At 63.2% G+C, this 14,992-nt stretch carries 14 protein-coding genes; all 14 read left to right on the forward strand.

From position 1 onward, the window contains the following. The first annotated feature begins 4 nt into the window (after positions 1 to 4). Entirely contained in the window at positions 5 to 871 is an 867-nt protein-coding gene (locus MY55_RS21355; RefSeq protein ID WP_157889409.1) for a hypothetical protein, read from the forward strand. Between the two features lie 49 nt (positions 872 to 920). After that, entirely contained in the window at positions 921 to 1,160 is a 240-nt protein-coding gene (locus MY55_RS21360; protein ID WP_065203003.1) for a hypothetical protein, read from the forward strand. 35 nt (positions 1,161 to 1,195) lie between these two features. Further along, positions 1,196 to 1,864 (forward strand): hypothetical protein, encoded by a 669-nt coding sequence (locus MY55_RS21365; RefSeq protein ID WP_047236942.1) that lies wholly within the window; start codon positions 1,196 to 1,198, stop codon positions 1,862 to 1,864. Continuing rightward, positions 1,861 to 2,619, forward strand: a complete 759-nt coding sequence (locus tag MY55_RS21370) for a phage adaptor protein (RefSeq protein ID WP_065203004.1) — start codon at positions 1,861 to 1,863, stop codon at positions 2,617 to 2,619. Before MY55_RS21365 ends, MY55_RS21370 begins: the two co-directional genes overlap by 4 nt. Before the next feature lie 4 nt (positions 2,620 to 2,623). Continuing rightward, the gene (locus tag MY55_RS21375; RefSeq protein WP_065203005.1) at positions 2,624 to 4,156 is read left to right on the forward strand and encodes a hypothetical protein; all 1,533 of its coding nucleotides are present in this window, start codon (positions 2,624 to 2,626) and stop codon (positions 4,154 to 4,156) included. Next, entirely contained in the window at positions 4,153 to 4,557 is a 405-nt protein-coding gene (locus tag MY55_RS21380; RefSeq protein WP_065203006.1) for a GNAT family N-acetyltransferase, read from the forward strand. Before MY55_RS21375 ends, MY55_RS21380 begins: the two co-directional genes overlap by 4 nt. A gap of 8 nt (positions 4,558 to 4,565) precedes the next feature. Next, entirely contained in the window at positions 4,566 to 5,855 is a 1,290-nt protein-coding gene (locus MY55_RS21385) for a tail fiber domain-containing protein (protein WP_047236946.1), read from the forward strand. Next, positions 5,852 to 6,541: a hypothetical protein gene (locus MY55_RS21390; RefSeq protein WP_065203007.1), complete on the forward strand. Its 690-nt coding sequence runs from the start codon at positions 5,852 to 5,854 to the stop codon at positions 6,539 to 6,541. Before MY55_RS21385 ends, MY55_RS21390 begins: the two co-directional genes overlap by 4 nt. Next, complete coding sequence (locus tag MY55_RS21395) at positions 6,534 to 8,273, forward strand: hypothetical protein (RefSeq protein WP_047236948.1); 1,740 nt, start codon at positions 6,534 to 6,536, stop codon at positions 8,271 to 8,273. The genes MY55_RS21390 and MY55_RS21395 overlap by 8 nt, the downstream gene beginning before the upstream one ends. After that, on the forward strand, positions 8,273 to 10,819 hold the full coding sequence (locus MY55_RS21400) for a transglycosylase SLT domain-containing protein (protein WP_157889410.1): 2,547 nt from the start codon (positions 8,273 to 8,275) through the stop codon (positions 10,817 to 10,819). The genes MY55_RS21395 and MY55_RS21400 overlap by 1 nt, the downstream gene beginning before the upstream one ends. 64 nt (positions 10,820 to 10,883) lie before the next feature. Next, positions 10,884 to 13,400 carry a hypothetical protein gene (locus MY55_RS21405; RefSeq protein ID WP_155419304.1) on the forward strand — a complete coding sequence of 839 codons (2,517 nt, stop codon included), beginning with the start codon at positions 10,884 to 10,886 and terminating at the stop codon, positions 13,398 to 13,400. A gap of 45 nt (positions 13,401 to 13,445) precedes the next feature. Further along, entirely contained in the window at positions 13,446 to 13,748 is a 303-nt protein-coding gene (locus MY55_RS21410) for a hypothetical protein (protein ID WP_047236950.1), read from the forward strand. Positions 13,749 to 13,756: 8 nt separating this feature from the next. Next, positions 13,757 to 14,239 carry a glycoside hydrolase family 108 protein gene (locus tag MY55_RS21415; protein ID WP_047236951.1) on the forward strand — a complete coding sequence of 161 codons (483 nt, stop codon included), beginning with the start codon at positions 13,757 to 13,759 and terminating at the stop codon, positions 14,237 to 14,239. Further along, positions 14,239 to 14,823 (forward strand): 3TM-type holin, encoded by a 585-nt coding sequence (locus tag MY55_RS21420; protein ID WP_080509564.1) that lies wholly within the window; start codon positions 14,239 to 14,241, stop codon positions 14,821 to 14,823. The genes MY55_RS21415 and MY55_RS21420 overlap by 1 nt, the downstream gene beginning before the upstream one ends. The last annotated feature ends 169 nt before the right edge of the window (positions 14,824 to 14,992 follow it).

Raw genomic sequence — 14,992 nt, forward strand, 5'->3', positions numbered from 1 at the left:
CAACATGGCACGTTGGACTATGCAGGACGCCCTGATCGGCACCGTCGATCTGGGCAGCGTCGACCCGGTCGGCCCGGGGCCGGAAATGCTGGTCGGCCCGAACGCCGGCAAAATGGGCCGCTACAACCTGCCGTCGCAGTTCGTGGACGGCACCCATTCGGTGCTGGGCGGCGGCTTCTTCGCGTTCGCCCAGGTTGCACCGATCGCGGCCCAGGCCGTGCAATCCATCACCGTGGCGGCCGGGGTAGCAACCCTGACCACGACTGCTCCGCATGGCCTGGCCGTCGGCGCGGCGATCTCCATCGCTGGCGCTCAGCCGGCAGGCTACAACGGCCAGTTCATCGTCGCGTCGGTGCCGTCTACCACCACGCTGACTTTCAACGTCGGCCTGGTGATCGACACCAACAGCCAGCAGCCGATTGCCAACCCGAACACGCCGACCGGCAACGCAACTGTCGTCGGCTCGTACACGGCCGGCATCGGCGCGGGCCAGGTGGTTCAGTTCACCCACACGCTGGATGGCAACGGCAATCTGATCCTGCAGGCTCAGCCGTGGGCGGGGGTGAAAAACTCCGGCCTGTCTCTGGGCGCAGCGATCAGCAACCCGCCCGCCGGTCAGTGGGCGTGGTTCCAGGTAGGTGGCGCCATGATCGTCTACACCTCGGGCGCGCCTGCGGTTGGCGGCCAGGCGTATTTCGGCGCGGCTGGCAGCGTGCAGCCGGGCGCGTCTGCCTCGCTGCAGATGCAGGGCGTGCAGTACGCGTCGGCGGCCGGCGCCACCATCGGCAGCGGCAACGGCCAGATCGTGCTGCCGGCAAACCAGGCGGTGCTGTGGGGCACCTTCCCGCTGGCGCAGGGAGCCATCACCTGATCGCCAAACAGGGCGGCTTCGGCCGCCCTTCTCTTTTCTTGGAGCAGCCATGAACATCACCACCGAAGAAATCCGCCTGATCGCGCTGGCCTTCGCCGCTACCAACCGCCACCCCGATCCGCACGCCCACGCTGACGAAGTTGTGGCCGCGTTCAATGAACTGGTGTCCCACATCCCCGGCGGATTCAGCCAAGCGCCGGCGGCGCCGGCATCGCTGTATGCCGCGCCCCAGCAGGAACACGCCGAGCCCGCCGCCCAGCAGCCCTACATCCCCACTTTGAACAACTGACCGTCAGCCCGGCATAACCCACAAAGGACTACCCCATGAACGACGCATTCGCCCCGGAAAAATACAGTTTTTCCCCGGGCCAAACCATCGCGCAGGTATCCCATGGCAACGATACCGGCCTATACGTCGAATTCCACACCGAGGCCGTCCATCAGCCGTTCGAGAGCCAGCAAGAAGGGCGGCCGATTTTCAGCGAAATCCCTTTCATCACGATCCTGTTCCCCGGCGACAAGACCAAGAAGGTGGTCCGCCCCGTCAAGCTGCAGGACGATGAAGCCGGTCCTTCTGACCTGCGCCGCTTCCCGAACCAATGGGCCGCCTTCAAACAGGAGATGACGCAGCACGGCGACGGTATTCCGCTGGAGCAGTGGCCGCAGATCAGTAAGGTGGAGGTGGCCGAGCTGAAGGCGCTGAACATCCACACCGTCGACCAGTTGGCGGCACTCGCGGACGGCAATTTGTCCTGGCTCGGTGGCCGGCAACTGCGCGACCGCGCCCGGACTTGGCTGGAAGCCGCCGCCGGCAATGCGCCGATGGCGCGCATGCAGTCCGAGCTGGAGGCCCGCGACAACACCATCACCCGGATGGAACAGTCCATGGCTGCCATGCAGGCTCAGATAGAAGACCTGCAGAATAAGCTGCAAGAGCCGCGCACCGCCGCCGAAGCTGCTGAAAGCACCTCTCGCAGGAGCCGCAACGCATGAGCGCGCTAACTCCCGCCGGGCACAAATCCCTGTTGCAGCTGATACAGGATGCGTGTGCCGAAATCGGCATTATCCAGCCTCCCCAGGTGATCGGGTCCATCGACCCCACCGTCAAGCAGCTTTTGGCGCTGGCGAACCGCGAAGGGCAGGAAATGCATGCCATCGGGACCAGCATTGACGGGTGGCAGATGCTCCGGCGGGAGTTCGTGTGGCAGGTGGTAGGCGGTCAGGACACCTACGCGTTGCCGGCGGACGCTGACATGCTCATCCCCGGCACGGCATGGGACCGCAGCATGCGCTGGCAGCTGCTGGGCCCGGCAACGCCGCAGGAATGGCAGGTGCTGAAGTCCGCAGTGGTGCCACTGGGGCCGCGCCGGCGCTGGCGTGTCCTAGCCGGCCAGTTTGTGCTGTTCCCGGTCCCCAGCCCCACCGACAACAACACGCTGGTCTACGAGTACTACAGCAACTGCTGGTGCCAGTCCGCCAACAATGTGCCGCAACCGCAGTTCGCCGCGGACACGGACACCTACCTGCTAGACGACAACGTGATGGTGTTGGGCATCATCTGGCGCTACCGCCGGAAAAAGGGGCTGGAGTTCAGCATCGAATACGAGGACTGGAAGCGCGCGCGCGATCGGGCAATCGCCTCCCAGGCCGGCATGCGCGATCTGTCATTGACCAGCGGTTCAGGCCTGAACCCCTTCATCTCCACAGCAAACATCCCCGATACCGGGTATGGAAACATAGGCTCCTGACCTCATGGCATCGTTTTCGCCCACCACCAGCGGCGTCAGCGTGCCGGCGCCGGTAGGCGGCTGGAACGCGCGGGACGCCATTGCCAACATGCCGGCCAACATGGCCTGCATCCTGATCAACATGTTCCCCACTCCATCGGATGTGGAAATCAGGCCTGGATTCCAGAACTGGGCCACCGGGCTGCCGGGCCAGGTTGACAGCGTGTTCGCCTACAATGGGCCGGCCGCACGATTGTTTGCCGCGTCCAGCGCTGGCATCTACGACGTGACGAACTCCGGCGCCGTCGGCGCGCCCGCGGTGGCCGGCCAGTCATCCGACCGGTATGTCACCGCCCACATGACGACACCAGGCGGGACGTTCCTTTATGCAGTGAATGGGCTGGACTACCCCCAGTTGTACAACGGCAGCAGTTGGCAGCAGGTGACGGCCACCAGCTCGCCCATCAGCATTACCGGCATCCCGCTGAACCAGATTTCATTCGTACATACGGCAAAATCCCGGATCTGGTTCGTGATTGGCGGCACGCAGGCGGCCTATTTGCCCGTGCAGTCGCTGGGCGGCGCGGCACAGATTTTCGACGTCGGCCCAGTGTTCCGAAACGGCGGCAAGCTGGTGGCGGTTGGAAGCTGGAGCGTCACGGGCGGTTTCGGCGCCCAGGATCTGACGGTTTTCGTCTCCAACACCGGAGAGGTGGCGATCTACCAGGGCACCGACCCATCGCAGCTCACCACATGGTCGCTGGTCGGGGTCTGGCAGTTCGGCTCGCCGATGGGCAACCGCTGCCTGACGCGGTTCGGCGATGACCTGCTCTACCTGAGCAAGGACGGGCTGCAGAGCATGAACCAGGGCCGGTTCTTCGCCGACGTGAGCGACAACAAGTCCGCGCTGACCGACAACATCCAGTGGGCAATCAGCAACGCCACCAGCAGTTACCCGAACAACTACGGGTGGCAGGCCATCGCCTACCCTACCGCCAACGCCCTTATCGTCAACGTGCCCGTCAGCCAGGGTCAGCAGCAACAGTATGTGCAGAACACCGTCACCGGCGCGTGGTGCCAGTTCCAGGGATGGAACGCGAATGCGTTCGAGGTGTTTCACGACCAGCTGTACTTCGGTGGCGCCGGCATCGTTGCCCAGGCCTGGAAAGGATGGAGCGACAACGGCGCAGCGATCCAGGCAGAGGCGCTGCCGGCGTTCAGCAACTTCGGACAGCCGGCCACGCTGAAGAACTGGACATCCGCCAAACCCATTTTTTCGTCGTCTGGCCAGCCGTCCTTCCTGATGATGCTGAACATCGACTACGACACCACGCCGCCAATCGGCATGATGTCCACGGCACCGATCACCATGGCCATGTGGGGATCGGCGATATGGGGAACGTCGACCTGGCCGTATGGGCAGACCATCATCAATAACTGGCAGTCGGTAACGGGTATGGGCTACACCGCGGCGCTGCACCTGAAAATCACCACGAATGGCGCCAACGTGAAGTGGATGGCCACAGATTTTGCATTCGAGATCGGGAGCGTGATGTGAAGCGGATCATTTTCGATGAGCCCGAACGCGTCGGGCGCTGGGTCTGCGAGGCGGCCGGCGGCCGGTGGGTGGAGGGGAATCCGGCCATCGGCATGGAGGTCGACGGCCAGCTGGTGGTGGGCGTCATGTACGACAGTTGGACGGGCAGTTCCATCGCCATCCATAGCCGGTGCGACGACCCGCGCGCGCTGAATCGTGAGTTCTACCGGCACATTTTCGGCTACCCCTTCAACCAACTCGGCGTGCGTCGGCTGACCGGCCTGGTGGGTGCCAGCAACATGCGGGCGCGTCGGCTGGATGAACGGCTCGGCTTCCGGCAAGAGGCCACGCTGGCCGACTATTTCCCCGATGGCGACGCCATCGTCTACATCATGCGGCGCGAGGACTGCCGTTTCCTCTGAGGTTTCCCATGCGATACGACCACTTCACCATGCTGCCGGAGCGTGCGTTCCGGCCGGCAGGCTTCGGCACGTCCAAGCTCGCCACCCTGGAGGGTGGCGGCAAAGGTGGCTCAGCGCCGGCCGCGCCTGATCCTACGGCGACCGCGGCCGCCCAGACTACCAGCAACCAACAGACGGCCGCCTACAATGCGGCGCTGAACCGCACCAACACCTATACCCCGCTCGGAAACAGCACCTGGACCCAGAACGGCACCGACCCCACCACGGGCGCGCCGATCTGGTCCCAATCCATCAACCTGAGCCCTGGCCAGCAGCATCTGTACGACTCGAACATGCAGGGTTCGCAGATGATGCAGAACACCTCCAACCAGCTGTTGGGGAATGTGGGCAGTCAGCTTTCTAGCCCGGTGTCTACGAATGGCATGCCTGCCGTGCAGTCCAGCGTCAGCACCAGCGGCATGCCTGGCTACGCTGGGCCGGTGAACGGCGGCGATCTGACCGGCCTGGCCCAGAACGCGACGAATGCGTCCTACAACAGCCAGATGTCGCTGCTGCAGCCGCAGATGGACCAGGCCAACAAGTCGCTGGCTGCCCAGCTGGCAAACCAGGGCATCACGCCCGGTAGCGAGGCCTACAACAACGCGATGGACAACCAGGCGCGCCAGCAGGGATTCACGCAGTCACAGGCCGCCAACAACGCCACCCTGCAGGGCATGCAGTACCAGAACCAGCTGTTCAACCAAGGGCTGCAAAACGCCAACCTGCAGAACACGGCGCAGGCCGGCCTGTTCGGGATCGGCATGCAGAACGCCCAGCTGAACAACAGCGCCAACCAGCAGATGCTGCAGAACCAGTTGACGATGCGCAACCAGCCTCTGAACGAGTTGAACGCGCTGCGCACCGGTTCGCAGGTGCAGATGCCGAACTTCAGCGGCGCACCTGGCGTCAGCATGAACCCCACCAACACCATGGCGGCGACTCAGATGGCCTATCAAGGCCAGCTGAACGCCTACAACGCCCAGGCAGGCCAGTCGGCAGGGATGATGAATGGGCTGTTCAGCCTAGGCGGTATGCTGGGATCGGCCTATATGTTGTCCGATCGGCGGCTGAAAAAGGCCGTGCAACGCATCGGTACTGGCGTGCGCGGCTTGGCGCTGTACGCATTCCGCTACCTCTGGCAGTCCGACCGCGCACCGCGCACCGTCGGCTATATGGCGCAGGACGTCCGCCGCGTCGCCCCTGGTGCAGTATTTGATGCGGGCGGTGGCAACCTGGCGGTGAACATGGGGGCGATATGAGCGTATTAGGATTCGTCGGCAAAGAATTGGAGATGCCCTGGTCGGAGACTAAGTGGTGGGGCAACGTGCTGACCGGGAAAATCCCCTTCAACGACATCTACAAAACCCACAACGCCATGCACGCCAACTCCACGCTGGAGCTGGGGAACGGCTGGACGCAAAACCACCCAGATGCCACCGCGGCCGCCGTCATCGGCTCTATCTTCGGCGGCGGCGCGCTGATGGGGGCCGGCGGTGCTGGCGGCGCGGGTGCTGGGGCCGGCGCTGCCGAGATGGGCGCAGGAGCCGAGGCCGGAGCCGGAGGGTACGGGCTGACGGCCGCAGGGTCTGGCGGTGGGCTTGGTGGACTTGCCAGCATGGGCGCTGACTCTGGCGCGGCCGCTGGAGGATCGACGTTCGCGGACTACGGCGTCAGCACTGCCGGGCTGGGCGGTGACGCCATGCAGTTCGGCGGCCCATACCAAGCGGCTGCCGGCAGTTCTGGCGGCTCTGGGCTTTTCGGCATGTTCAACAACCTGAGCCCACAGCAAAAAGCGCAGATGATCCAGCAGGGATTCGGGAGCATGGGGAAGATGGCTGGTGGCCAGCGGCAAAACCAGCAGCAGCTGCCACCGGTAGATACCTCGATGCCGTACTCCACCATGACCCCTGCGCCTCAACAATCATGGAGCTGGAACTATGGCTGACAACATGATGAACGGCATGAACTTGCTGTACCCCAACCTGGCGCAAACCCAACAGCAGATCGAGCTGGAACGCCAGGTGGGCATGCAGGCCATGAACCAGGGTATGCAACCGCAGCCGCTCCAATCGGTGGGGGGCGTGGCGATTCGACAGTCCCCACTGGAGGGGCTCGCGCGCATGCTGCAAACCTGGACCGGCGCGGCCATGGCCAAAAATGCCATGTCGCAGCAGAGCGAGCTGAACCAGCAGTATGCCCAATACCTGCGCGGCCAATTCGGCGCCGACGGCGCTGGCGCGCAACCGGCGACCCAGCAACAGAGCGACCCGGGTCTATCCGATGCTGGCAACGGCAGCAATCCCGCATATGCCGCCGCGCTGCAGGCTCTGGCCGAGCGTGGCGCAACGGCTGGGCCAACCAGGCAGGCGACGGCACTCGCTCAGGCTCTGCAACAGTCCAGCAGCGGCGGCGGAGATGGTGGCGGCGCTGGGCAGACTCCGGCCCCTCCTCCGGCTACACCGCCCTCTGCCGGCGGCGCATCCATGACCCTGCCGGGCATGACGCCGCAGCAGGCTATGGCGATGTACTTGATGAACCCAGACAAATACACCGAGGCGATGCTGTCGCAGTACAAGGCGCCGGACGTCGTCACCAAGTTGCGCGCCGCCGGCATAGACCCGTCGTCGCAGCTGGGGCGCCAGGTGCTTCAGGACAGCATCGCCAAGGACAACTACATCGCACCTGTCCCCGTGCGCCCAGGCGGTGGCCTGGTCGACCCGCGCACCGGACACATCACCACGATGCCAGCTGCTGCACCTGAGGGGTTCCAGAGCGTGCAAACCGCGGATGGCTCATGGGCTATGGTGCCAGTACAGGGCGGCACTGCTGCCGTGCAGTCGTCCGCACAGGCCAAAGCGGCCGGCGCGGCTGCCGTCAAACCGATGACGGCATACGACGCCGATGGAAACCCGGTTTTCACCAGCGAGCTGCAGGCGTCAGGTGGCGCGCCGGCGGGCGGTGGCGGACGGTTCGCCGGATACCAGGCTCCGGGACAAGCGGCTGGCGGCAACCTTCGGCCGGCACCAATCGCAGGCACCAACGACAGCCGCGTCACCATCGCCCAGGCCAACGCCAAACGCTACAACGACCTGACGACGGCAGCGACGGATAGCCCTACGCGCGTCAACGTGCTGGACAACATCATCCAGCTGTCGCAGAACGGCGTGAACACCGGGCCGGGCTCGGCCTGGCAGAACAAAATTCTGGGGTACGCCGCCAATTCTCCGGTGCTGGGATCGCTGGTGGCCGGCAAGAAGGACAGCGTGACGCAATTCCAGGAAATGCAGAAATTCCTGGCCCAGAATGGGCTGCGGCAATGGCAGGCGTCCGGTGGCACGGGCACCGACAGCCAGCTCAACGCCGCAATGCACGCGAACCCGAACGATGAGCATTTCCCGCAGGCGCTGCAGGCGCTGGCGACCTGGAACAAGGCCGGCGAAATGGCCTTGCAAGCGAAGGCAGCCGCCGCCAGCCAGTACATGGCGCAGCATGGGAATGACGCCACGCAGTACAACCAGTTCGACAACATGTGGCGTCAGAACTTCGACCCGCGCATCGCCCAGATGCAGCTGATGAACCCGCAGGATCTGCAGCAGTTCGTCGGCAAGCTGCAGCCCGCGGACAAGGCCCAACTGCTGCGGAAATACCAATTCGTCAAACAGCAAGGATGGATGTGATGGCAAACCGGCTCGATCCCCTCTTCCACGCCGCGGCGGCCCGGTACGGGATCGACCCGGACCTGTTGCGCGCCGTTCAGATGCAGGAGAACCCGAAAGGCAACCTGTCCGCCGTCGGCCCCGTGCCGGCGGTCGGCGACCCGAACGACCGCGCCATCGGGCTGATGCAGATCCGGCAGAGCATCGCCAACAAGCTCGGCATCGACCCGCGCGACCCCGCGCAGGCTATTGACGGCGCGGCGCAGCTGCTGGCTGGTTCGCTGCAACGGAACGGCGGCGACCCGGAGATGGCCGTCACCGAGTATCACGGCGGCACGAACCCGGCGAATTGGGGGCCGCGCACGCAAGACTATGTGAGCAAGGTGGCTGGCTACTTCCAGCAATTGAAACAGCAGCCCCAGCCCCAGATGGCTCAGGCCGCGAAAGCCGCACCGCCGCCGGCCGGTGCCGACCCGATCATGGCCGCGCTGTCTGGTACGGCAGCGCCGGCCGCAGCCGGTAGCCAGGGGCAGAGCGACCCGATCTTGGCCGCCCTGCAATCAAAGTCGCCTGTGCCGGTTGCCCAGACCAAAGCCGCAAAGCCGGCTACTCCAGCCACCGACAATGTCGCTACCACGCTGTCGGCCGTACTGCCGGGCGGACTCGGCAAGGATCTGGCGAACAGCGGCGTGGGCGACTTCATCCGTGCCGGTCAGCACCACCTGCTAAATCCCGTTCTGGGCGCGTCCCAGTTGCTGGATAACGGGGTGGATGCAGGGCTGCAGATGCTGCCGGACAACCCTGTTTCGCGGTACTGGCATGGCGTTACCCAGAACAACAACGCCTACATGGCGCAGCGCGAGCAGCAATACCAGGCGAACACGCCGACCAACGCCGCCAGCGTAGCCGGCGCAGCGATTGGTGATGCGGCACCATTCCTGGCCAGCGGCGGCGCGTCGTTGCTGGGCCGGGCCGGATCTATCGCTGAACGGCTGCCGCTGGTATCCAGCAGCGCCAGCGCCCGGCGCATTGCCAATGCCGTCGCCCAGGGCGCAACGGTCGGTGCCATGCAGCCCGTTACGAATGCCGTGCCGCCGACCATGAGCGACCTGATAACCGGCCAGGGCAGCAAAGCGCCCAGCTATTGGCAGGAAAAAGCCCTTCAAACCGCCATCGGCGGTGCTATCGGTGGCGCAGTATCCGGTGCAGCCAATGGCGCGCGCGGCCTTTACCAGGCCGCCAAACCGGTAATCTCGCCCCGGGCAACCGCCGCCGACACGCTGGCCGCCGCGTTGCGCACGCCGGCGCAATCCGCTGCAACAGCCCCCGCAGTTGAAGGGGCTGGCGCCAGCGCGGCAGCGCCTGCTGGTGCTGCGGGCCCGGCAGCCGGCACGGCATCGAACGCCGCCGACCTGGCCGCCGCGTTGCGCACGCCGGCGCAACAGTTCGTGCCGGGCTCGCGGCCGACGCTGGCGCAGGTGCTGCAGACGCCGCAGGCCGTACAGTTGGAAAAGGCCGTCTCGAACCTGCCGCAGTACCGGGCGATGTTCGAGCAGCGCGCGATCGAGAACAACGCAGCGCGCCTGCAGGCCATCCAGGGGGTAGCTGGTACGCCGGACGCCATGGCAGGTGCAATCCAGGCGCGGCAGGATGCCGCCGGTCCGCTCTACGCCGCGGCGCGCCAGGAATCGTATGTTCCTGACTCGACGCTGACGGATCTGCTGTCCACGCCGGCCGGCGCGTCGGCGTTGCAGCGCGCGCGCCAGTTGGCCGCCAACTCGATGGATCGCGCACCGATCATCACCGACGACGGCGACCTGACCGGCACCGGCGGCCATTATATGAAGATGGCGTTCGATGCTATGCTGGACGAAGGGCAACGGACCGGCATGGCGGGCGCAGAGCAAAATGCGATACGGAATCTTCGTGGGAATTTCCTCGACTGGCTCGACACGCAGTCTCCAAATTACGCGAGTGCGCGGCAATCGTATCGAGACGCGTCTGTACCCATTTCCGACATGGAGGCCGGACAGTCGATTCTGGACAACCTTGGCAATCGCGCTCTTAACGCCGCTGGTGATCCATCTATTACGCTGAACGGCTACAACTCCGCGCTGGCGCGCGCTCTGCGCAATTCCGACTACGGCATCAGCGACGATGCCACCGCAGCCCTGACGGGCGTCCAGCAGGATCTGCAACGTTCTTCCATCAGCAACAGCCTGAAATCATCCGGTAGCGACACCTTGTCCAACCTGGCCGCCAACGACTGGCTGATGCGACAGCTGACCGGAGAAGGCTCGTCCGGCGGCACCGCCCAGAAAGCGGCAGCGGCGGCCATCGGCACCGTCATTCCTGGCGTGGGCACCATGGGCGGCTGGCTCGGCGCTGGCGCACTGCAGGACGCCGCCACCCGGCGCGCGGCCGACCAGTTGGCGCAGGCGCTGCTCAATCCTGACGTGGCCAACCAGCTGCTGCAGAGCCAGACTACCGTCAGCCCGCTGCTGCTGCAGGCGCTGCGCGGCACGCCGGCCGCCGCCGCCAACGTTGGCGCCCAAGCTGCGCCGTAACACCACATCACCCCATCGACAAGCCCCGCCTCTGGCGGGGCTTCTTCATTCATGGAGCATGAAAATGCGAAACGGATCAGGGCAATACAACCCGCCGGCAGGTAACCCGGTTCAGGCTGGCACGCTGATGGACCCCAACGCGTTCAACAGCACCATTTCCGACATCGGGTCGGAAATCACCAACAGCGTGCCGCGCGATGGCCAGGCGGCCCCCACTGCCAACCTGCCGATGGGCAACTTCAGACATACGGGGGTGGCCAATGGCCAGGCGCGAAACGACTATGCCGCGTTGGCCCAGGTTCAGGACAACACCGTCCAGACCCTGACCAGCGTGGGCGGAACTGACACCATCGTCGCCACCGTTCTGCCAGCGTTTCAGAGCTATGCAGTTGGGCAGGTTTTCCGTGGGGTAATGGTCGGCTCCAATGCGACGACGAGCCCGACGCTGAATATCAACAGCGTCGGGGCAGTCCCGATTGTTCTACCTGGCGCGAAAACCGTGTCGGTAGGCGATATCCCGGCAAACGGCGCGGTTTTTTTCTACAACGGGACGCAATTCGTTTTGCTGAATCCCGTTTCGACATATAGCCATGTTGTGCCGAATTTAACCGCAGTGCGTGCGCTCGTTAAAACCGGTGCGCCAAATGCGTTTGTAACCGGGCACGATGCGCAGGGGGATGGCGGGGGCGGAAACTATTACCTCGACCCGCTGGACACCACCAGCGCAGACAATAACGGCACCATCATCGTCGCCACCGACGGCGGCCGCTGGAAATTGTCCCCCGTCGGATCAAACATCAATGTCCAGACATTCGGGGCAAAATGCGACGGCGTAACCAATGACACCGCTGCCGTTCAGGCGGCAGATATTTATGCGGCTGCCGTCCATAAAAAGCTGAAAATACCCGGTGTCTGCTATTTGCCGACCTATGTATTTACGTCTGAATTAGAGGACACGATGGGGCAGATGTTTACCCCGAATAGCAACGTCACTATATCGGCAAACAGTTTTGTTCGCCCGGAATGGTGGGGGACGCAAAACAATATCGTAGACCTGGCAATCCACGCCCTGCCTGCATCTGGCGGCATCGTTCAACTGGAGGACAAAACCTATCCGCCAAATGGATATGCGGTGGGAATGAGCGGTGTAGGCAGCGGGAAATATATCTCCAAGGACAATGTAAAACTGGTCGGGCGTAAAATGCCGTCGCTAACCAACGACTGCAAAGCGCTTACTGGTGGCACGATTATTCAGGGCATGCTGCTGGCGTGGGCGAATCAGTTTGAAATGTCCGACCTTGGTATTGATTGCGGCTATACCGTTCTGCAAAACGTGTATGGAGGCGTTGAAGCGGCTGGCATTACTGAGGCCTACAATTTCACGTACCCGGACACAACCACCGCTGCCAGCCCACCGGCTGCACCGAAAATGTCGTCCAAACTGCATAACATTATCGGATTATGCAGCTCTCCAGGCGCACCGACGCACGCCATGCTGATCGGCGAAGGGCTCCAAGGCCTGGAAACCTCCGGCGTGATAATGGCCGTATATGGCCAGCACGGCGTCGTTATAAAGTGCAAGAACGCATTCGTGGAGCGGATTGAAGCTTATATGAATCAATCCGATTCGGTTATATTCAAGGCCGATGCCGGGGCTACGCAAATTGCAGGCGGCGTAGACGTGGAAAGTATTTACTGCCGAGCAGCTGGGCCAATTAACACCGCTCCCTATGCAACATCGCAATGCAACGCTGGGGTGATGCTGAACGCCCACGCCAATAATCTGGACGATATCAAAATTGGCACCATCCATTGCGAAGGGTATCCATTCTCGGTTTATTACACCTGGGATGGACCCTATGCAATCAGCAGCATCGACATAGACCACATTTTCTCCGATCAATTCGGCGTAACGGTCGCAGGCAGAACCGCAGTATCAATGAATGGCACCGCCGGTCAAAGCCTTCAACGGAACAGCATAAAGTCAATCGATGCCAGAAATACTATATTCGCGGTCGCTCACAATATGCAGGGCGGCGCCGGGCTGGTTTCTGAAATCGGCCGCCTTGAGGCTACAAACGTACAGAATGCGGTAAATGTGGGCTATGGCTCTGTATTGAGCATAAACGTTCTGTCTGTCACCAGCGCCAGCGATGCGGTGTATTTCATTACTGGCAGCCCGCGACTGCTGGTGAATATGCTGTTCAAGGACGTGGCGACACCCGCCGTTTATAGCTCGCTTTCTGGTAGCACTCCGCCAACACTGTCAAATAGCTGGGCAAATCAAGGTGGCGTCGGCAATGAGCAATTCGGCGTCGATTTGCTGGGCGGTAAAATATCGTTGAAAGGACTTTTGACGCCCGGGACTTCAAACGTCATTGCCACGTTGCCATATTGGGCGCGGCCAGTATCGAATAAACGCTATAGCGCAGTAGGCTTTGTCGCTCCGAATAACGTTTATTCCGTGCCAATTACTGTTGGCTCTAATGGAGTGGTCACAGTAAATGAAGTGGTCGGCGGTACAGCTAATTGCTCTACCTACGTTTCGCTGTCGGGAATTTCATACGACATCGTCAGCTAAATCCAAGCGGCCCTACGGGGCCGCTATCAATTTGGAGGGGAGTCGATGGGAGAAAGCCAGGATGTAACGGTCGCCCGGCTGGACGAGCGCATGGAAGGGATGCAGCGCGAGATGTCGGCCATGGCACAGCACATGCAGGGGCTGGCGTCGGCCGTGCAGGAAATGACGCGCGCGCAGGCCCGCATATCCACCGTCGAGGCGCATATCTCGACGCTGCAATCCGGGCAGGACGCGATCTGGAAGGAGATTCGACGCATCGACGGGCGCCGGGAAAACGGGATTTTCGAGGTAGTGAAACTGATCGTCTACTGCGCCGCCGGCGCGTTCGTGTCTCATGTAGTCAGATAGGAGGGCTCATGGCCAATTTCAACGCAGCATTCACCGCGCTCATCGGCAACGAGGGCGGCTACAGCAACAACCCGCATGACCCCGGTGGCGAAACCATGTGGGGCGTAACTAAGCGCGTGGCGGTGGCCGCCGGCTACACCGGCGCCATGCGAGACATGCCGCTGGCCACCGCCCAGGCCATCGCCAAGCGCGAGTATTGGGACAAATTCCAGTGCGACGCGCTACCGGATGCGCTCGCGTTCCAGGTGCTGGACGCGGCCTACAACGGCGGATTCCCCGCCAAGTGGCTGCAGAACGCCGTCGGCGTTCATCCTGACGGCCACATCGGCCAGGCCACCATTCAGGCCGCCAACGCCATGGACCCCGCGCGCTCGGTGCTGCGGTTCCTGGCCTACCGGCTGGCCTACATGACCACGCTGCGCACCTGGCCGACATTCGGCAAAGGCTGGGCGGCGCGTATCTCCCGCAACATGCTGAAAGGAGCAGTTTGATGGACCCGATTTCTATCGCTATGGGCCTGGCCTCGTTCGTGCCCGACATCGTGAAGTGGATCAGCGGCAGCGACAAAGCCGCCGACGCCGCGCAGAAGGTGGTCAGCATCGCCCAGCAGGTGACGGGCACTTCGAGCGGCGACGACGCGCTGGCGGCCGTGCGCGGCAACCCGACGCTGGCGCTGCAACTGCAGCAGGAACTGGACCGGCACAGCGAGCAGCTGAACCAGATCAGCCAGGCGGTACAGCTGGCCGAGATCCAGGCGGACACGGCCGACACCGCAGCAGTCAACGCGACGATGCAGGCTGAAGCCAAGTCGGACCACTGGCCGACCTATTCCTGGCGACCCTTCATCGGGTTCTGCTTCGGGCTGCTGGCGCTGATCAGCGGCATTACCGTTGCAGCGTGCTATCTGGGGGTGATGTTCGGGGGGGAGAATCCGCAGGTGCTGGCGCAGCTGCCGGGGATGATCGGCGCGGAGGCCGGGGTGATGGCGACGATGGCGCCGGTGCTGGGTATCGCGTCGTGGTTCCGGGGCAAGATGCAGGCCGACCCGCGAGTCCAGACGGATAACAGGGGATGATGGTGTGACGGATTTGTGCCGCCGCGGCGCGCGCTCGTTTTTCGGCCATGTGCCGAATCCGTGCCGCGTCGTGGTGGTGCTGTCCTTTACTGTACCGCGACAAACCTCAACTTGCTAACCGGCAAAAGATGCAAGTCATTGTTTTTAAAGCATTTTACAAAAAGACAGC

Source organism: Chromobacterium subtsugae, assembly GCF_001676875.1.
GTDB classification, from domain to species: domain Bacteria; phylum Pseudomonadota; class Gammaproteobacteria; order Burkholderiales; family Chromobacteriaceae; genus Chromobacterium; species Chromobacterium subtsugae.